The sequence below is a fragment of the Pseudomonas sp. B21-023 genome (assembly GCF_024749165.1).
In the GTDB taxonomy this organism is placed as follows: Bacteria; Pseudomonadota; Gammaproteobacteria; order Pseudomonadales; family Pseudomonadaceae; genus Aquipseudomonas.
Genome location: NZ_CP087190.1, coordinates 4,904,456 through 4,923,111 on the forward strand (window position 1 = coordinate 4,904,456; position 18,656 = coordinate 4,923,111).

15 protein-coding genes are annotated in these 18,656 nt (G+C 66.1%); 9 read left to right on the forward strand and 6 right to left on the reverse strand.

The features are described from left to right. Positions 1-24 precede the first annotated feature (24 nt). The 6 genes from LOY42_RS22110 to LOY42_RS22135 all read left to right on the forward strand — a co-directional run bounded on the left by LOY42_RS22110 (position 25) and on the right by LOY42_RS22135 (position 8,278). Positions 25-1,188 (forward strand): efflux RND transporter periplasmic adaptor subunit, encoded by a 1,164-nt coding sequence (locus LOY42_RS22110; RefSeq protein WP_139668709.1) that lies wholly within the window; start codon positions 25-27, stop codon positions 1,186-1,188. Beyond that, positions 1,185-4,274, forward strand: a complete 3,090-nt coding sequence (locus LOY42_RS22115; protein WP_258599248.1) for a multidrug efflux RND transporter permease subunit — start codon at positions 1,185-1,187, stop codon at positions 4,272-4,274. Before LOY42_RS22110 ends, LOY42_RS22115 begins: the two co-directional genes overlap by 4 nt. A 9-nt stretch (positions 4,275-4,283) precedes the next feature. Next, a complete protein-coding gene (locus LOY42_RS22120) occupies positions 4,284-4,955 on the forward strand; it encodes a heavy metal response regulator transcription factor (RefSeq protein WP_139668704.1) in 672 nt (223 codons plus the stop codon). Positions 4,956-5,003: 48 nt separating this feature from the next. Continuing rightward, on the forward strand, positions 5,004-6,407 hold the full coding sequence (locus LOY42_RS22125) for a heavy metal sensor histidine kinase (RefSeq protein ID WP_139668702.1): 1,404 nt from the start codon (positions 5,004-5,006) through the stop codon (positions 6,405-6,407). A 130-nt stretch (positions 6,408-6,537) separates the two neighbouring features. After that, positions 6,538-6,762, forward strand: a complete 225-nt coding sequence (locus tag LOY42_RS22130) for a hypothetical protein (RefSeq protein ID WP_023631633.1) — start codon at positions 6,538-6,540, stop codon at positions 6,760-6,762. Positions 6,763-6,967: 205 nt separating this feature from the next. Next, complete coding sequence (locus tag LOY42_RS22135; protein WP_139668698.1) at positions 6,968-8,278, forward strand: OprD family porin; 1,311 nt, start codon at positions 6,968-6,970, stop codon at positions 8,276-8,278. A 103-nt stretch (positions 8,279-8,381) separates the two neighbouring features. Here LOY42_RS22135 and LOY42_RS22140 read toward each other — a convergent pair whose 3' ends face one another. Both LOY42_RS22140 and LOY42_RS22145 read right to left on the reverse strand, forming a co-directional pair. Then, positions 8,382-8,633, reverse strand: a complete 252-nt coding sequence (locus LOY42_RS22140; protein ID WP_102682501.1) for a DUF3077 domain-containing protein — start codon at positions 8,631-8,633, stop codon at positions 8,382-8,384. After that, positions 8,630-8,869 carry a hypothetical protein gene (locus LOY42_RS22145; protein ID WP_258599251.1) on the reverse strand — a complete coding sequence of 80 codons (240 nt, stop codon included), beginning with the start codon at positions 8,867-8,869 and terminating at the stop codon, positions 8,630-8,632. Before LOY42_RS22145 ends, LOY42_RS22140 begins: the two co-directional genes overlap by 4 nt. A gap of 461 nt (positions 8,870-9,330) precedes the next feature. On the opposite strand from LOY42_RS22145, the gene LOY42_RS22150 reads away from it, so the two are divergent. Then, a complete protein-coding gene (locus LOY42_RS22150; RefSeq protein WP_139668852.1) occupies positions 9,331-10,827 on the forward strand; it encodes a diguanylate cyclase in 1,497 nt (498 codons plus the stop codon). A 31-nt stretch (positions 10,828-10,858) separates the two neighbouring features. Here the strand turns inward: LOY42_RS22150 and LOY42_RS22155 are convergent, their stop codons facing one another. After that, complete coding sequence (locus LOY42_RS22155) at positions 10,859-11,335, reverse strand: PA2169 family four-helix-bundle protein (protein WP_046857067.1); 477 nt, start codon at positions 11,333-11,335, stop codon at positions 10,859-10,861. Positions 11,336-11,537: 202 nt separating this feature from the next. Between LOY42_RS22155 and LOY42_RS22160 the strand changes: the two genes are divergently transcribed. Continuing rightward, positions 11,538-11,759 (forward strand): DUF3820 family protein, encoded by a 222-nt coding sequence (locus tag LOY42_RS22160; RefSeq protein WP_031315465.1) that lies wholly within the window; start codon positions 11,538-11,540, stop codon positions 11,757-11,759. A gap of 91 nt (positions 11,760-11,850) precedes the next feature. Here the strand turns inward: LOY42_RS22160 and LOY42_RS22165 are convergent, their stop codons facing one another. From LOY42_RS22165 to ptsP, 3 genes are read right to left on the reverse strand one after another with little or no spacing between them, the layout of a single operon-like run. Further along, a complete protein-coding gene (locus LOY42_RS22165; protein ID WP_258599253.1) occupies positions 11,851-13,566 on the reverse strand; it encodes a PTS fructose-like transporter subunit IIB in 1,716 nt (571 codons plus the stop codon). After that, entirely contained in the window at positions 13,566-14,513 is a 948-nt protein-coding gene (gene pfkB, locus LOY42_RS22170) for a 1-phosphofructokinase (RefSeq protein WP_139668693.1), read from the reverse strand. The genes LOY42_RS22165 and pfkB overlap by 1 nt, the downstream gene beginning before the upstream one ends. Further along, positions 14,513-17,362 carry a phosphoenolpyruvate--protein phosphotransferase gene (gene ptsP, locus LOY42_RS22175; RefSeq protein ID WP_258599255.1) on the reverse strand — a complete coding sequence of 950 codons (2,850 nt, stop codon included), beginning with the start codon at positions 17,360-17,362 and terminating at the stop codon, positions 14,513-14,515. The genes pfkB and ptsP overlap by 1 nt, the downstream gene beginning before the upstream one ends. A gap of 296 nt (positions 17,363-17,658) precedes the next feature. On the opposite strand from ptsP, the gene cra reads away from it, so the two are divergent. After that, positions 17,659-18,654: a catabolite repressor/activator gene (cra, locus tag LOY42_RS22180; protein ID WP_102682508.1), complete on the forward strand. Its 996-nt coding sequence runs from the start codon at positions 17,659-17,661 to the stop codon at positions 18,652-18,654. The last annotated feature ends 2 nt before the right edge of the window (positions 18,655-18,656 follow it).

The following is an 18,656-nucleotide window of genomic DNA, read 5'->3' on the forward strand; positions in this document are numbered from 1 at the left end:
CCCTTGGCCAAGGTGCCCACCCCGATGCGACGTCCGTCCCGCCTCCTCGTACTCGCCGCCCTGGCCCTGGTCCTGCTGGTCGCCATCGGCGCCTGGCTGGGGCCGCGCCGCGAAGCTACGGCCAACCGCGCCGCCAGCACGATACCGGTGCGAGTGATAGCCGTGGCCCAGCAGGACGTGCCGCGCTACCTCAGCGCCATCGGCTCGGTGCTGTCGCTGCACAGCGTCGAGGTGCGCCCGCAGGTCGAGGGCGTGCTGACCCAGGTGCTGGTCAAGGAAGGCCAGTGGGTCAAGCAGGGCGACCTGCTGGCCACCCTCGATGACCGGGCGATCCGTGCCAACCTCGACCAGGCCCGTGCCCAGCTCGGCCAGACCCAGGCGCAGTTGCAGGTGGGCAAGGTCAACCTCAAGCGCTACCAGTTGCTGAGCAGCGACGACGGCGTGTCCAAGCAGACCCTCGACCAGCAGCAGGCGCTGGTGAACCAGTTGCAGGCGACGATCAAGGGCAACCAGGCGGCCATCGACAATGCCGCGGTGCAGCTCAGCTACACGCAGATCCGCTCGCCGGTGAGCGGTCGCGTCGGCATTCGCAACGTCGACCCTGGCAACCTGGTCCGCACCAGCGACACCCAGAGCCTGTTCAACGTCACCCAGATCGACCCGATCGCCGTGGAATTCGCCCTGCCCCAACAGCAGCTCCCAGTCCTGCAGGGCCTGTTGAACTCAACCACGCCCGCCGAAGTGGAGACCTACCTGGACGCCGACGGCGAACGCAGCCTGCTCGCCAAGGGGCACTTGATGCTGATCGACAACCAGGTCTCGGCCACCACCGGCACGGTGCGGGTCAAGGCTGAGTTCGCCAACCAGCACGGACGTCTGTGGCCGGGCCAGCTGGTCACCGTGCGCCTGCGCACAGCGGTGGACGAGGACGCCCTGGTGGTGCCGCCACCGGTGGTACAGCGCAGCATCGACGGCCACTTCGTCTACCGTCTGGACGGCGACAAGGTCAGCGCCGTACCGATCAAGGTGGTGTACCAGGACAGCACGCTGAATGTCATTGCCGGGGTCAAGGCCGGCGATCGCCTGGTGCTGGACGGTCAGTCGCGACTCAAGCCCGGCAGCACCGTGGAGGTCACCCCCGACACCCCTGCCCCGGCGCAAATGGCCGAAAGCAGGAGCCAGCCATGAACACCCGCAACGGGGTCTCGGCCTGGTGCATCGACCACCCCATCGCCACCTTGCTGCTGACCTTCGCCCTGGTCCTGCTCGGTGCCATCGCCTTCCCGCGCCTGCCGGTGGCGCCGCTGCCCGAGGCCGACTTCCCGACCATCCAGGTCACCGCCCAGTTGCCCGGCGCCAGCCCCGAGACCATGGCCTCGTCGGTCGCCACGCCCCTGGAGGTGCAGTTCAGCGCCATTCCCGGCATGACCCAGATGATCAGCAGCAGCGCCCTGGGCTCGACCAACCTGATCCTGCAATTCACCCTGGACAAGAACATCGACACCGCCGCCCAGGAGGTCCAGGCGGCGATCAACACCGCCACCGCGCGCCTGCCCCAGGACCTGCCCAGCCCGCCCACCTGGCGCAAGGTCAACCCCGCCGACAGCCCGGTGCTGATCCTCACCGTCAGCTCGGCGCAGATGCCCGGCAACCAACTGAGCGACTACGCCGAGACCCTGCTGGCCCGCCAGCTCAGCCAGATCGACGGCGTCGGCCTGATCAACATCACCGGGCAACTGCGCCCGGCCATCCGCGTGCAGGCCCAGCCCGAGAAGCTCGCCGCCATCGGCCTGACCCTGGCCGACATCCGCCAGGCCATCCAGCAGACCAGCCTCAACCTGGCCAAGGGCGCGCTGTACGGCGAACACAGCGTGTCGACCCTCGCCGCCAACGACCAGCTGTTCCACCCCGAGGACTACGCGAAGCTGATCGTCAGCTACCGCAACGGCGCCCCGGTGCACCTGGCCGACGTCGCCAAGGTGATCGACGGCGCCGAGAACGCCTACGTCAGGGCCTGGTCCGGCGAACAGCCGGGGTTGAACCTGGTGATCTTCCGCCAACCCGGCGCGAACATCGTCGACACCGTGGACCGGGTGATGGCTGCCCTGCCCCGCCTGCAGGAAATGCTGCCGGCAGCGGTCGAGGTGTCGGTGCTGCAGGACCGCACGCAGACCATCCGTGCCTCGCTGCACGAGGTCGAGCTGACCCTGCTGATCGCCGTGGCCCTGGTGATCGGGGTGATGGCGCTGTTCCTGCGCCAGTGGTCGGCGACCTTCATCGTTTCCAGCGTGCTCGGCGTGTCGCTGATCGCCAGTTGCGCATTGATGTACGTGTTCGGCTTCAGCCTCAACAACCTCACCCTGGTGGCCATCGTCATCGCCGTGGGTTTCGTGGTGGACGATGCCATCGTCGTGGTGGAGAACATCCACCGCCACCTGGAGGCCGGCGACGACAGCCGCACGGCCGCGCTCAAGGGCGCCGGCGAGATCGGCTTCACCGTGGTGTCGATCAGCTTCTCGCTGATCGCCGCGTTCATTCCGCTGCTGTTCATGGGCGGCGTGGTCGGCCGGCTGTTCAAGGAATTCGCCCTGACCGCCACCACGACCATCCTGATTTCGGTGGTGGTCTCGCTGACCCTGGCACCGACCCTCGCCGCGCTGTGCATGCGCCGCCCCGAGGCACAGCATGACGGTTTCGGCCAGCGCCTGGTGCGCTGGTACGAGAAGGGCCTGGACAGGGCCCTGGCGCACCAGCGCGTCACCCTCGGCGTGTTCGGCCTGACCCTGGCACTGGCGGTGGTCGGTTATGTGGCCATCCCCAAAGGCTTCTTCCCGTTGCAGGACACCGGTTTCATCCTCGGCACCAGCGAGGCGGCGGCCGATGTGTCCTACCCCGCGATGATCGAGAAGCACAAGGCCCTGGCGAAGATCATCGAAGCCGACCCGGCGGTGCGCGCCTTCTCCCATTCGGTCGGTGTCACCGGCAGCAACCAGACCATCGCCAACGGGCGCTTCTGGATCTCCCTCAAGCCCCGTGGCGAGCGCGACGTGTCGGCCAGCGAATGGATCGACCGCATGCGCGCGAAACTGGCGCAGGTTCCCGGCATCGTCCTGTACCTGCGCGCAGGGCAAGACATCAACCTCAGTTCCGGGCCGTCGCGCACCCAGTACCAGTACGTGCTCAAGAGCAACGACGGCGTTGCGCTGAACCTGTGGACCCAGCGCCTGACCGAACGCCTGCGCGAGAATCCAGCGTTCCGCGACCTGTCCAACGACCTGCAGTTGGGCGCCAGCGTCACCCGCATCGATATCGACCGCCAGGCCGCCGCGCGCTTCGGCCTGACCACCACCGACGTCGACCAGGCGCTGTACGATGCCTTCGGCCAGCGGCAGATCAGCGAGTTCCAGACCGAGACCAACCAGTACAAGGTGATCCTCGAACTGGACGCCCGCCAGCGCGGCAAGGCCGAGAGCCTCAACTATTTCTACCTGCGCTCGCCGCTGTCCGGCGAAATGGTGCCGTTGTCGGCCCTGGCCCATGTCGCGCCGCCCAGCACCGGGCCGCTGTCGATCAGCCACGACGGCCTGTTCCCGGCGGCCAACCTCTCGTTCAACCTGGCCCCCGGCGTGGCCCTGGGCGATGCGGTACAGATCCTCGAACGCACCCAGCGCGAACTGGGCATGCCCGACGCCATCGCCGGCAACTTCCAGGGCGCCGCCCAGGCCTTCCAGAGTTCACTGTCGAGCCAGCCCTACCTGATCCTCGCCGCGCTGGTGGCGGTGTACATCATCCTTGGCGTGCTCTACGAGAGCTTCGTGCACCCGCTGACCATCATCTCCACCCTGCCCTCGGCGGGCCTGGGCGCGCTGATCCTGCTCTGGGCGATGCGCCAGGACTTCACCATCATGGGCCTGATCGGCGTGGTGCTGCTGATCGGCATCGTCAAGAAGAACGGCATCCTGCTCATCGACTTCGCCCTCGAAGCCCAGCGCAACCGCGGCATGACGCCGGAGCAGGCGATCCACCAGGCGTGCCTGGTGCGCTTCCGCCCGATCATCATGACCACCCTGGCCGCGCTGCTCGGCGCACTGCCGCTGATGTTCGGCTTCGGCGCTGGCGCCGAACTGCGCCAGCCACTGGGTATCGCCGTGGTCGGCGGCCTGCTGGTGAGCCAGGCCCTGACGCTGTTCACCACCCCGGTCATATACTTGGCCCTGGAACGCCTGTTCCACCGCCGCCGGGCCACCGTCGCCCCCGCGCCGACCGCCAGTTGAGACAAGACCATGCGTGTGCTGATCATCGAAGACGAAGAAAAAACCGCCGACTACCTGCATCGCGGCCTCACCGAGCAGGGCTTTACCGTCGACCTGGCACGCGACGGCATCGACGGCCTGCACCTGGCCCTCGAAGGTGACTACGCGGTAATCGTGCTCGACGTGATGCTGCCTGGCCTCGATGGTTACGGGGTGCTGCGTGCGTTGCGGGCGCGCAAGCAGACGCCGGTGATCATGCTCACCGCCCGCGAGCGGGTCGAGGACCGCATCCACGGCCTGCGCGAAGGCGCCGACGACTACCTGGGCAAGCCGTTCTCGTTCCTCGAGTTGGTGGCCAGGTTGCAGGCCCTGACCCGACGCAGCGCGGTTCATGAACCGTTGCAGATCCAGGTCGCCGACCTGTGGATCGACCTGATGGCGCGCAAGGCCAGCCGGGCCGGCCAGCGCCTGGACCTGACCGCCAAGGAGTTTTCGTTGCTCAGCGTGCTGGCCCGGCGCCAGGGCGAGATCCTGTCCAAGACAGCCATCGCCGAACTGGTCTGGGACATCAATTTCGACAGTGACGCCAATGTCGTCGAGGTAGCGATCAAGCGCCTGCGCGCCAAGCTCGACGGGCCCTTCGACAACAAGCTGCTGCATACCATCCGAGGCATGGGCTATGTCCTGGAAAACCGTGGCTGAAGCCTGCGGCAGTACCCGCTCCCACGCGTCGGCCACAGGTGCCGCCCCATGAATCCTTTACGCAACTCCATCGCCCTGCGCCTGTCGGCGCTGTTCGCCATGGTCGCCCTGGCCGTGTTCGTGCTGATCGGCAGCGCGCTGTACCGCCAGGTCGATCGCAGTCTCGACCTGTTGCCTGAAGCCGAGCTCGATGCGCGCTTCAGCGTGCTCGAATCGACCCTCAACCGCTACGGCACCCCCGAGCACTGGGCCAAGATCAACAACAAGCTCAACCTGCTCGGCGAAGAAGACCGGCGCATCCGCTTCTGGGTAGTGAGCGGCAATCCGGCCTTCGAGTATGGCCAGCCCAGCGAACTGGTCCGCGCTTTCGCCGACGGCCCGGAGGGCATGCGCGACCTGCGCCTGAGCGACAGCCCCTATCCCTACAAGGTGCTGGTCAGCGCTCTGCCCGCCCTGGGCGAGCGCCCGCCGCTGCGCTTTCTGATCGGCATCGATACCGAGACGTTCTGGCAGGCCCAGCACAGTCTGCTGGTGGCTATCGTCGGCCTGGCGGCCTTCGGCGTGGTGCTGGCCTCGCTGCTTGGTTACTGGGTCGCGCGCATTGGCCTGCGCCCACTGCTGGCCCTCTCCGACGAGGCCCAGGCCCTGGCGCCGCCGCGTCTGGATGGCCGCCTGCAGACCCGCGACCTGCCGCCTGAACTGGCACGCTTCGCCGACACCTTCAATGCCGCCCTCGACCGCGTCAGCCAGGCCTATTCGCAACTGGAAGCCTTCAACGCCGACGTCGCCCACGAACTGCGTTCGCCGCTGACCAACCTGATCGGCCAGACCCAGGTCGCCCTCACCCGCGGGCGCAGCGCCGAGCACTACTTCGAGGTGCTGCAATCGAACCTCGAAGAACTCGAGCGCCTGCGCAGCATCATCAACGACATGCTGTTCCTGGCCAGCGCCGACCAGGGCAGCAAGGCCACCGCCCTTACCCAGGCCTCACTGGCCGAGGAAGTGGCCACCACTCTCGACTACCTCGACTACATCCTCGAAGACGCCCACGTCAGCGTCACCGTCAGCGGCGATGCCCAGGCCTGCATCGAAAAGGCCCAGTTGCGCCGGGCGCTGATCAACCTGCTGAACAACGCCGTGCAGCACACCGCACCGCACCAGGCGATCCAGGTGCGCATCGAGTCTACTGAGGAGCAGGTCAGCATCGCGGTGAGCAACCCGGGGCCGGCGATCGACAACGAACACCTGCCGATGCTGTTCGAGCGCTTCTATCGGGTGGATGCGGCCCGCGCCAACAGCGGCGGCGGCAACCACGGACTGGGCCTGGCCATCGTCAAGGCAATCGCCCTGATGCACGGCGGCAGTGTTTTCGTGCACAGCGAGGCCGGGGCCAATACCTTCGGTATCAACTTGCCGAGCGCTCAACTACGCGGGTTTGCGGTAAAAGTCTGAGTGTTTTTCCCGCGATCATTACTTTTTGCGCAACAGTGCTTATCTGAACAGCCTCTGTTTCCCCGCTGTTTACAGGACTAACTTTAGCCCTGTCTCCATTAGCACTTGCCCCGCAAGAAGGTTGTTCCAAATGTCCAACAGTATGGGTATTGCCAGCGTCTTCGTCCTGTCTTCCCTGTTGTTGTCGCCCCTGGCCATGGCGGAAGAATCCCCGGCCTTCGTCGCCCGCAACGCCGAACTCGCCGCGGTTCACCAGGAGGCGCGTGACGCCTACGCCGCGCAGCAGTCCGCTGCGGCTAAAGACGCACAGCAGACCGCTTCCAAGGTATCTGTCGATACCGATGCCGATAGTTGACCGGCCACGTCAGCTGTTTCCAGTTTTCCCTGGGCTACACCATGGGCACTGCCTGTGACGATATGTTAGCCTTTCAAAGCCGCTGCCTTTCAGCGGCTTTTTTTATGCGTCGGAAATCTCAGCCTGGCTGTTACGTCTCTAATAAGAACTTGCAGACACGACAATAAAAAACTGCCCCATCGCTTGACCAAAGGAGTTTGTACCGGTGTCTTTCGCGTTTCGTTTCACCCCGTTGTTCGTTGCATTGGCCGCAACGATGCCCGTGGCCGCACAGGCCGATGAAGACAAGGCTGATGGCTTCATCGAGGGCTCCACGCTGAACCTGCATTTGCGTAATGCCTACTTCAACCGCAACGAGAAGAATGCCTCGATCAAGGACAAGCGCGAGTGGGGCCAGGGCGCCGTGGCGCGCTTCGAGTCCGGCTACACGCCTGGCGTGATCGGCTTCGGCCTCGACGCCCACGCCATGGTCGGCCTCAAGCTCGACGGCGGTGATGGCCGCGCCGGCACCTCGATCCTGCCGAGCGCGCCGGAGGACAAGGCGCGCCATGCCTTCTCCACTGCCGGCGGCGCGATCAAGCTCAAGGGTTTCGACACCGAGTTCAAGGCCGGCGACCTGTTCCTCACCAACCCGGTGATCGCCGGTGGCGAAAGCCGCATGCTGCCGCAGACCTTCCGCGGCGTCGCGCTGACCAACAACAGCATCGACGGGCTGATGCTCGAAGGCGGCAAGGTCAGCTTCACCAAGCCGTACAACCAGAGCGGCCACCGCCGCATCAACACCTACTACAGCAACCAGACGCCCGAGCAGGACAGCCAGAACCTGAGCTGGGCCGGTGCGTCGTGGAGCGGCACCGAGGGCGTCACCGCCAACCTCTACGCCGCCGAGCTGAAGGACATCTGGAACCAGTACTACGCCGACTTCGACTACACCTACCAGGTCAACGACCTGGTCAGCCTGAACCCGGGCGTGCACTTCTACCACACCCAGGACACCGGCCAGTCGAAGCTGGGCGACATCGACAACAACACCTGGAGCGTGCACTTCACCGTCGCCGCCGGGTACCACAGCGTCACCGCCGCCTACCAGCGGGTCAATGGCGACACGCCGTTCGACTACATCAACCTGGGCGACAGCATCTTCCTCGACAACTCGCGCATGTACTCGGACTTCAACGCGCCGAACGAGCGCTCGTGGAAGCTGCAGTACGACTATGACTTCGCCGGCCTCGGCATCCCAGGCCTGAGCACCTCGCTGTCGTACTCGCGCGGCAAGGCCGACCTGACCAAGGCCAGCCAGGACACCCAGTACTACGCCTTCTACAACGCCGACGGCGAAAATGCCCGGCACTGGGAGCGCGACTTCGACGTGAAGTACGTGTTCCAGCAAGGCCAACTGAAGGACCTGTCGGTGCTGCTGCGCTATGCCACGCACCGGGCCAACGCGGCGTACTCGAACATCCAGGACAACGACGAATTCCGCGTGATCGTGGATTATCCGTTGAACGTGTTCTGATCCATCATCGCGGGCGAGGGCTACGCCCTCGTTTCGCCGGCAAGCCGGCTCCCACAGGTACAGCGCTATTTTGTGGGAGCCGGCTTGCCGGCGATGCTCTGCTTCAACTGTTTCTTTTCAGCCCTGTTTCCAGGTCATTGATCAGCGCCTTGGCCATGGCACTGAGCATCCGCGCCGCACTCCCTGCTTTCAGGTCCCCTTCCATTTCCGCCTCGGTGGTCAGGTGCAGGATGCAATCCTGCAATACCGACAGCTCATCGAATGCCCGGCTCAAGGGCACACCCGGCAGCACGCGATAACATTCCAGGAAAGTCTCGTCGCCAGCGGTGACGGGCATATCGGGCTGCTCGCTCATGGCTGCTCCTCCAGCGAGCTGGCGTGGGCCATCAGGCAGCTCAGCAGCCGGCTGAGGATGGAAATGTTCTCCACCAGGATCTCCGGACGCTCATCCACGGGAAAGGTCATGTAGACATCGCAGGTGCGGGTCATCATGGTCATCAGGACTGCGGCATGCTCCCAGACTTCGGCGAGGGGCAGATGGTCGATGATGGAGATGTAGGGGATGGGTGGGTCAGGTACTAGCTTTTTCATTCAAAATCGCTCATGTCGATTGAAGAAATTCGCCACTTGAACCTTTCTCACGGGATTAGGTGGCAACCGTGTACGGGGTGAGAAACCGAGGACATGAAACCCGGCCAGACCAGAGGTCTGCCCGAACACGGCTGCCATTGAAATGGCCGAAAGACATATCGTCAGGTTCTCACACCCGGTCACCAAATTTGGCGACCCGACGACGTTAGCCCTGATGCATTTCCCGGCCTATCCAGACCCTTCCGGCAAGCGCGTAGGATAGGTCCCAAGCACAGCCCAACTGAAGCATTTGGTTTCAGATTCGGAAATGTCGTACATCCCATCGCAGGCCCACTGAATCAATTCCGTCGGGCAAAACACCTTTGATCTTGTCCGACAATCCCGCCTTGCCTAAAATACCGCCGCCGCTTTCCGGCCCACTCCCCATGGATCCCGGGGCTTATGCAGTTGCGAGCATGACGTTGCCCACCCGATCACCACGATCCGCCCTGTACAAGTCACACCCCGAGCTGGTCCTCAACCTGGGCAGCTGCCTTGCCGTGCTCGCCATAGTGGCCATCGTCGGCTACCTGCTGGCCCGCGAGCGCGACAGCGTCGAGCAATCGGAAATGCGCTCGTCGAGCAATATCGTGCAACTGATCGAAAGCGACATCCTGCGTAACGTCGAGCTCTACGACCAGTCGCTCAAGGGCCTGATCTGGGCCGTGCAGCACCCCGAGCTGCTCAACGTGCCGACCAAGCTGCGCCAGCAGATCCTGTTCAACCAGGCCTTCTCCGCGCCGGTGCGCGGCGACATTCTCTGGCTCGACGCCAAGGGCGACGTGCTCGGCGACTCCACCAGCGCGGTGCCGCGCCAGGCCAACTTCGCCGACACCGTGGCCTTCCAGGCGCACCGCGACCGCCCGGGCCTGGGCCTGCTGATCAGCCCGCCGTTCAAGGCACGGCTGGGCAACCTGGACTGGTGCATCAGTTTCAGCCGGCGCATCTCCGGCGCCAACGGCGAGTTCCAGGGCCTGGCCGCCGGGGCCCTGCGCCTGTCCTATTTCAACGAACTGTTCCAGCGCCTGGACATCGGCGTGGACAGCAGCATCAACCTGCTCAATACCGATGGCCAGCTGCTGGCGCGCCAGCCGACCCGGCCGCAGGATCCACTGATCGGCACCAGCTTCAGCGAGCGCCCCAACTTCAAGCGCATCCTCAGCGAGCGCAGTGGCAGCTTCACCGCCCGCTCGACGGCCTATGAGGGCCAGCGCCTCTACACCTTCGCCCGGGTCGCCGACCTGCCGTTGATCGTGCTGGTGGCCCACTCGGCCGATGAAGTGTTCCAGTCGTGGCGGCGTACCGCGATCATGGTCAGCGTGGCCACCGGCGTGCTGTGCATCGGTATCCTCTGGCTGACCTTGCTGCTGGGCCGCGAGCTACGTCGGCGCCACGATGCCGAACTGGGTCTGGCCACCCTCGCCGCCACCGACAGCCTCACCGGCCTTGCCAACCGCCGCCGCCTCGACCAGGTGCTGCGCCAGGAATGGGCGCGCGCTCAGCGCAACCGCAAGCCGCTGGCGGTGCTGATGGTGGATGTGGATCACTTCAAGGCCTTCAACCAGCGCCATGGCCATGCCGGTGGCGACCATGTGCTGCGCGAGGTGGCCACTACCATCGAGCTGTGCATCCGCCGTCCTGCGGACCTGGCGGCGCGTTACGGCGGGGAGGAGTTCCAGGTGGTGCTGCCGGAAACCGAGTTGGCCGGCGCCCGGTTGCTGGCCGAGCGGATTCGCGCCAGCGTCGAGGCGATGCCGCCATTCGGCGATGACGAGCGGTCGGTGACGGTCAGTGTGGGGATTGGCCTGCATATCCCCGGTACCCATCAGGACCTGGCGGCGCTGCTGGGCGATGCGGACGAGGCGTTGTATCGAGCCAAGGCCAATGGCCGGAACCGGGTGGAAGGACCCGAGGGTTGAGTCATGGGGCCGTTACACGGCCCCATGCTGATCAGGACCGAGCGCGGGCTGCGTTACGCAGAGCCTTCACCTGGTCATGATTGCGCTGCACACCCTGCAGCTGTTTCTCCACCAAGGCATAGGAAGTGTCGTTGGCCGACCGTCCCAGCTTGACCAGCTTTTCACGGGCCTCTTTGTAGGCCTTGAGCGCATGATCTTCACCACGCTCCACTTCATTGAGCACCGCTTCTTCATCCTTGCCGGTGACCATCGACTTGAGGTTGACCCAGCCACGGTGCAGGTCGCCGCTGATGCTGGTGCTGGTTTCCGGATCACCGCCCAGCCGGCGCACTTCACTTTGCAGCTCGGCCGCAGCACTGGCGCACTCGCTGGCACGCTGCACGAAGAACGCTTTCAGTTCAGGGTTCTTCACATCCTCGGCGGAGGTCTTGAAGCCTTTCTCACCATCCTTGCTGTACTCGATCAGGTCGTTGAGTACGTCGATCGTGTCTTTGTTGGGGTTACTCATGGCAACAACTCCTTGGCAGGTGATAGTCACCTTGATCGGAGCAGGCTTCGTGCCAGGCCCAGCAAATAAAAATAAATCATATAAATCAGTAACTTGAAGATTTCATAAACACACCGTTAAACGGCGTTCTGCATGATCGCCGCTTGGGTCGTCGTGCAGTTTGCAGTAAGGTCGCGCTTCAACCACCACCGGCCACCGCCCGATGAAACCCGAAACCCTGCAACTGCTGGTAACCCGCACCATGCCTTTTGGCAAGTACCAGGGGCGGATCATCGCCGACCTGCCCGGGGACTACCTGGCATGGTTTGCCCGCAAGGGCTTCCCGCCGGGGGAGCTGGGAGGGTTGCTGGCGCTGATGCACGAGATCGACCACAACGGATTGGGCGATCTGCTGAAACCGTTGCGGGGCAAGACCAGGGGTTGAAGCACTTGATGACCCTATCGCGGGGCAAGTCGCATCGGCGCACCGCCGCTCCCACGCCTTGTCAGCGGCTCCGCGACAGGATCCTGCGGGATTAGCCCTTGGCCGGCGCCACCACCATCTCCACCTGCTCGCTCTTCTTGATCAGCGCGTACACCACCGCCGTCAGCAGGCTGCCGGCGACGATGGCCAGCAGGTACAACAGCGCATGGTTGATCGCGTTGGGGATCAGCAGCACGAACAGCCCGCCATGGGGCGCCATCAGCTTGCAGCCGAAATACATCGACAAGGCCCCGGTCAGCGCGCCGCCGGCGATGCTCGCCGGAATCACCCGCAGCGGGTCCTTGGCGGCGAACGGGATCGCGCCCTCGGAGATGAAGCACAGGCCCAGCGCCAGCGCCGCCTTGCCGGCCTCGCGCTCACTCTGGGCGAACTTGCGCCGGGCCAGGAAGGTGGCGATGCCCAGGCCGATCGGCGGCACCATGCCGGCGGCCATGGTCGCGGCCATCGGCGCGTAGCTCGACGAAGCCAACAATCCCACCGAGAAGGCATAGGCGGCCTTGTTGATCGGCCCGCCGAGGTCGACGCACATCATGCCGCCGAGCAGCAACCCGAGCAGCACGGCGTTGGTGGTGCCCATGCTGTCGAGGAAGTGGGTCAGCCCCGCGAGCATGGCCGCCACGGGCTGGCCAACCACGTAGATCATCACCAGGCCGGTGAACAGGCTGGCCAGCAGCGGGATGATGAGGATCGGCTTGAGCGCGTCGAGGCTGCTAGGCAGGCGCACCCAGCGGGCGATGGCCTTGGCGCTGTAGCCGGCCAGGAAGCCGGCGACGATGCCGCCGATGAACCCCGCCCCGAGCGTGCTCGCCAACAGGCCACCGATCATCCCGGGCGCCAGGCCCGGGCGGTCGGCAATGGACCAGGCGATGTAGCCGGCGAGCAGCGGCACCATCAACTTGAACGCCGCCTCGCCGCCGATCTGCATCAAGGCGGCGGGCAGCGTGCCGGGCTCCTTGTAGGCCTCGATGCCGAACACGAACGACAAGGCGATCAGCAAACCGCCAGCCACCACCATCGGCAGCATGAACGAGACTCCGGTCAGCAGGTGCTTGTAGACGCCGGTCTTCTCGGCCGGCGGCATCGCGCCGCTCGCCCCCGCTGCCTCCACCTTGCCCTCGACCAGTGCCTTGTCCAGCGTGGCGCGGGCCTGCTTGAGGGCGATGCCGGTGCCGCAACGGTAGATGCGCTTGCCGGCGAAGCGCGCGGCCGGTACTTCGATATCGGCGGCCAGCAACACCACATCGGCTGCAGCGATGGCCTCGGCCGGCAGCGGATTGCGTGCGCCGACCGAGCCCTGGGTTTCCACGGTGAGCTGGTAGCCCATGGCCTGCGCCGCCTGTTGCAGGGCTTCGGCGGCCATGAAGGTGTGGGCCACGCCTGTCGGGCAGGCGGTCACAGCGACAATCTTCGGCCCACCATGCACCGGGGTTTGCGCCACCTGCACCTGGGCGCCGGCAGCGGCCTCGTCGAGGAAGCCTTCACGGTCGGCCAGGGCCTGGGCCGGCGTGCTCTGGTACAGGCGCTTGCCGGCAAAGCGCGCCAGGTCCACCGGCCCGGTGCTGACCACCAGCACCCAGTCGGCCTCGGCGATCTGCGTTGGCGTCAGGCGCAGCTCCGGGTGTTCGGCGTCGTGCACCTCGACGCAGGTTTTCCAGCCCCGACGCTGGGCCGCGGCGGCCAACAGGCGGGCGCTGAGCACGCTGGACACCTGGCCGTTGGGGCAGGCGGTGACAATGGCAATGTTCATCAGCAGCCCTCTTCTTGTTGTTCTGTAAGGCGCACGGCGGCTTCCAGGCGCTCCAGTTGCTCGCGGTCGTGAATGCCGAAGCCAACCTGGGTGACTGCCTGGGCGGCGATGGCGGTGGCGCGACGCAAGGTAGCGGCGGGCGCTTCGGCCTGGAGCAGGCCATGGACCATGCCCGCGACCAGCGAATCACCGGCGCCGACGGTACTGGCGATGCGCACTTTCGACGGTTGCGCATGCAGCGCCAGGCCAGCGGCGAACCAGTTCACGCCCTGCTCGCCCTGGGACACCACCACATGCTCGACGCCAGTGGCGAGCAGCCGCCGTGCGGCCGCGCGTTGCTCGTCCGCGCCCTGCACCGGCAGCCCGAGGACTTCACCCAGCTCCTCGGTGTTGGGCTTGACCAGCCAGGGCGCGGCCTGCAGGCCTGCGCGCAAGGCTTCGCCGCTGCTATCCAGGGCCACCTTCAGGCCCTGCGCCTTGAGCATCAGCAGCAGCTCGCGCAACCACTCGGGGCTGATCCCCCGTGGCAGGCTCCCGGCCACCACCACGGCGTCATGCCCCGGGGCTACGTGTGCCAGACGTTGCAGCAAGGCGTTGCGGGCGGCCTCGTCGACCTGCGGCCCTGGCCCGTTGATATCGGTGACCTGGCCATCGGCCTCGACCAGCTTGATGTTGCTGCGGGTCTCGCCGGGCACGCGGACGAAGCAGTCGGCGAACCCACGCCAGGCAATCAGCGCTTCGAACGGCGCCAGGTTGTCGAGTCCGAGAAAACCGCCGACGGTCACGCTGTGGCCCAGGTCGGCCAGCACCTGGGCGACGTTCAGCCCCTTGCCGGCGGCATGGCTGTGCTGCGCCTGGCTGCGGTTGACCGCGCCTGCAAGCAGGCGCTCGAGGCTGATGGTGATATCCAGCGCCGGGTTGAGGGTGAGGGTGAGGATCTTGGCCATCAGTAACGCTCCACCAGCGCCCGGACTGCCTCGGCGCTGTCTTGTTGCAGGGCCTCGCGCGCCAGGGCGCGGGCCGTCGAAAGGTCGGCCTGGCGCACCAGGGCCTTGACTTCAGGAATGCTGCGGGCGGCGACGCTCAGTTCGTCCACCTCCAGGCCCAGCAGCACGGCCACCGCCTGCGGGTCGGCCGCCAGCTCGCCGCACACGCCCACCCACTTGCCCTGGGCATGGGCGGCGCGCACGGTCATGTCGATCAGGTTGAGCACCGCCGGGTGCAGGCCATCGGCCTGTGCCGACAGGCTCGGGTGACCGCGGTCGATGGCCAGGGTGTACTGGGTCAGGTCGTTGGTGCCGATGCTGAAGAAATCCACTACACGGGCCAGTTGCGGCGCCAGCAAGGCGGCCGACGGCACCTCGACCATGATGCCCACCTGCAGGTCGGCCACCGGGATCTCCTGGCGCAGGCGCTCGACCATGGCCTTGGCGGCGCGCCATTCATGGAGCTGGCCGACCATCGGGAACATGATGCGCAGCGGACGGTTGTCCGCAGCACGTAGCAAAGCGCGCAGCTGGTCTTCCATCACCTGCGGGCGTTGCAGGGTCAGGCGCACGCCGCGCACGCCCAGAAAGGGGTTTTCCTCAGCCGCGATCGGCCAGTACGGCAAGGGCTTGTCGCCCCCGACGTCGAGCGTGCGCACCACCAGTGGCCGTCCGTCCAGGCCATCGAGCACCCGACGGTACTCGGCTTCCTGGGTCGCCACGTCGGGCAGTTGCGGGTGGGCCATGAAGATCAGTTCGGTGCGCAACAGGCCGATGCCTTCGGCACCTTGCTCCACCACCTTGTCGATGCCGTTGCTCTGGCCGATGTTGGCGAACACTTCAACGGCATGGCCGTCGCGCGTCCGCGCGGGCTCATGGCGGTTGGCCCAGGCGATCTGCAGCCGACGCTCGCGGGCATCACGCTCTGCCAGGGCTCGTTGCAACTCGGACTCGGCTGGCGCAACCACAACCTGCCCGCGCTGGCCATCAAGCAGCAGCGGCGTGCCGCTCTCCAGCAACAGCACGGCCGCCCCGGCCCCGACCACCGCCGGGATGCCCAGGGCCCGGGCGACGATGGCGCTGTGGGCGGTGGCGCCACCCTGCGCGGTGACGATGCCGGCGACCCGTGCCGGGTCCAGGCGCGCCACGTCCGAAGGGCCGACTTCGACCATCACCAGCACATAGGGCTGCTCTGGCTCGGCGCTGTCCTTGACGCCGCACAGTTGCGCCAGCACCCGACGACCGATATCGCGCAGATCGGCGGCGCGCTCGGCCAGCAGCGCATCGTGCAGGGCCTCCTGCTGGCGGGCGGCGGCTTCGATCACCGCCATCCACGCAGCGGCGGCGCTTTCGCCCTGGGCCAGGCGCAGCTCGACGTCGTCGGTCAGGGCCGGGTCGGCGAGCATTTCCTGATGGGTGACAAAAATTTCGCCGATGGCCTTGTCGCTGCGTTGCACCAGGGCCTGAAGATCGGCGTGCACCGTGTCGATGGCCTGGCGCAGCCTGGCCCGCTCCTGGGCAGGCGACTCTCCGCGCAGCGGGTAGTCGATATCGCGCTCGACCTGGACATGGGCCGGACCGCTGGCGATGCCCGGCGCCGCAGCGACGCCTTGCAGCGTGCTGCCTGGCGTCGGGGCCTGCAGGGCGGACATCGGCGCCTCGTCCTGCACCGCTGTGGGCGGCAGTGGGTCCACCTCCTCGCCCAGGCCCTGCTCGATGGCTGCCAGCAGTACCGGCAAGGCATCGGCGGCGATATCGGGCTCGGCGATCAGTTCCAGCACCTGGCCACGGCGAGCGCCGAGGCTGAGCAGCTTGCTCAGGCTCTTGACCGAAACGGCGGGCTGGGCGCTGTCGTGCAGCCGTATGCGGATCTCGCCCTCGAAGCCCTTGGCCAGCTGCGCCAGTACCTTTGCAGGGCGAGCATGCAGGCCATGGGCGTTGGCCAGTACTATCCGGGCGCTCGGCCAGTCGGCGGGCGCCTCGCCGCCGAGCACTTCGAGCACGGCGCGGCTGCTGGTGGCCTGGTAGAGCATCTGCCCACGGCCTTCGATCAACACCTCGCACAGGCGCTCGAGCAGGGCTTGATGAGCCGCTCCGAGGCTGGCCAGGCAGAACAGGCCATTGAGCGGTTGATCGCGGTAGCGCAACGGTTGTTGCGGGGTGACGAAGGCCAACCCCGGTTGGCGCACCTCACGTTCGCTGTGCAGCCACCACAGGCCTTCACCCAGCGGCAGCGGCTCGGTCTGCTGCAGCACGGCGGCAAAGCCGCTGTCGGCACAACCGGCGCGTTGCAACAGACGAGCGCCGCGCCAGGCCAGTTCGTCGAAGTCTTCCGCCGCCAGGTTGAGGCCGACCAGCTGGGCATCCAGCGCCAGCTCGCGTGGCGCCCCTTGCAGTAACTTGAGCAGTGCCTCGGCGCTGCCGGAGCGACGCAGCGCCTCGGCCAGGTCGGTTTCACCAAGGGCGCGGGTCAGCAGTTGCAGCAGGCGCAAATGTTCATCGGAGCGGGCGGCGATGCCGATGGCCAGGTAGACGATCTGGCCGTCGCCCCAGTCCACGCCGTCGGGAAACTGCAGCAGGCGTACGCCCGTGGCAAACACCAGCTCGCGGGTCTGCGGCGTGCCGTGGGGGATGGCGATGCCCTGGCCAAGGAAGGTCGAGCCCTGTGCCTCCCGGGCTTGCAGCCCCGCCAGGTAACCCTCGGCGACCAGACCATCGGCAACCAGTCGATCGGCCAGCAGCGCCAGTGCCTCGCCTTTGTCGGCGGCACGCTGGCCCATGGCAATCTGCTCAACGGCAAGCTCGAGCATGACCCTCTCCTTTTGCGGCAGCCCCGTCGGCTACCGAGGTATTGTTGTGGAATTCGACGGCAAAAGCCGCCGAAATGATCAGCACAACCGGCGAAGACTGATTTTCAGGCAGGAAAATTCGCCTTGCTGAAACGTTTAATCTGACCAAGCGGCCACGTTACTCGATAATCTGCCAACGAAAAAGCCCCATCCTGTCGGACAATTGCGACAATGGTCGTCTGCGCGCGGGTCCGTCGATGGGTGAAACTAGCCGGTCAAGCCCCGCAGGCAGTCCCGGAAACAACAAGGAAAATTCGGTGAAACTCAGCGATATCGCCCGTCTGGCCGGTGTGTCCGTGACCACCGCCAGCTACGTCATCAATGGCAAGGCCGAACAGCAGCGCATCAGCAGCAGCACCGTCGAGCGCGTGCGTGCGGTGGTCGAGGCCCACGGCTTCACCCCGAACCCCCAGGCCGCCGGCCTGCGCAGCCGCCACACCCGCACCCTGGGCTTCATTCTCCCGGATCTGGAGAACCCCAGCTACGCCCGCATTGCCAAGCAGCTGGAGCAAGGCGCCCGTGCCCGTGGCTACCAACTGCTGATCGCCAGCAGCGACGACCAGCCCGACAGCGAACGCCAATTGCAGCAGCTGTTCCGTGCCCGGCGCTGCGACGCACTGTTCGTCGCCAGTTGCCTGCCGCCGGAAGACGAGAGCTACCGCGAGCTGCAGGCCAAGGGCCTGCCGGTGATCGCCATCGACCGGCGCCTGGACCCGGCGCACTTCTGCTCGGTGATCAGCGATGACCGCGACGCCAGCCGCCAGTTGGCCCAGAGCCTGTTGAAAACCCGCCCGCGCAGCATCGCCCTGATCGGCGCCCGCCCCGAGCTGTCGGTGAGCCAGGCCCGCGCCGGTGGCTTCGACGAAGCCTTGCAAGGTTTCGACGGCGAAGTGCGCCGCTACCAGGGCGAAGCCTTCAGCCGCGAGTGCGGCCAACGCCTGATGCAACAGCTGATCGATGAACTGGGTGGCCTGCCAGATGCATTGGTGACCACTTCGTACGTGCTGCTGCAAGGTGTGTTCGACACGCTGCAGGCGCGCCCCGACGACTCACGCCAGCTGCAGCTGGGCACCTTCGGCGACAATCAGTTGCTCGATTTCCTGCCGCTGCCGGTCAATGCCATGGCCCAGCAGCACGGCCTGATCGCCGCCACCGCGCTGGAACTGGCCTTGGCCGCCATCGAGGACAAGCGCTACGAGCCCGGCGTGCACGCCATCGGTCGCACCTTCAAGCAGCGGATCGCCAAGGCCTGACC

Coding starts and splice junctions, on each gene's coding strand:
- LOY42_RS22110 (WP_139668709.1), top strand. CDS start 25: ATGCGACGTCCGTCCCGCCTCCTCGTACTCGCCGCCCTGGCCCTGGTC.
- LOY42_RS22115 (WP_258599248.1), top strand. CDS start 1,185: ATGAACACCCGCAACGGGGTCTCGGCCTGGTGCATCGACCACCCCATC.
- LOY42_RS22120 (WP_139668704.1), top strand. CDS start 4,284: ATGCGTGTGCTGATCATCGAAGACGAAGAAAAAACCGCCGACTACCTG.
- LOY42_RS22125 (WP_139668702.1), top strand. CDS start 5,004: ATGAATCCTTTACGCAACTCCATCGCCCTGCGCCTGTCGGCGCTGTTC.
- LOY42_RS22130 (WP_023631633.1), top strand. CDS start 6,538: ATGTCCAACAGTATGGGTATTGCCAGCGTCTTCGTCCTGTCTTCCCTG.
- LOY42_RS22140 (WP_102682501.1), bottom strand. CDS start 8,633: ATGAGCGAGCAGCCCGATATGCCCGTCACCGCTGGCGACGAGACTTTC.
- LOY42_RS22145 (WP_258599251.1), bottom strand. CDS start 8,869: ATGAAAAAGCTAGTACCTGACCCACCCATCCCCTACATCTCCATCATC.
- LOY42_RS22155 (WP_046857067.1), bottom strand. CDS start 11,335: ATGAGTAACCCCAACAAAGACACGATCGACGTACTCAACGACCTGATC.
- LOY42_RS22160 (WP_031315465.1), top strand. CDS start 11,538: ATGAAACCCGAAACCCTGCAACTGCTGGTAACCCGCACCATGCCTTTT.
- LOY42_RS22165 (WP_258599253.1), bottom strand. CDS start 13,566: ATGAACATTGCCATTGTCACCGCCTGCCCCAACGGCCAGGTGTCCAGC.
- pfkB (WP_139668693.1), bottom strand. CDS start 14,513: ATGGCCAAGATCCTCACCCTCACCCTCAACCCGGCGCTGGATATCACC.
- ptsP (WP_258599255.1), bottom strand. CDS start 17,362: ATGCTCGAGCTTGCCGTTGAGCAGATTGCCATGGGCCAGCGTGCCGCC.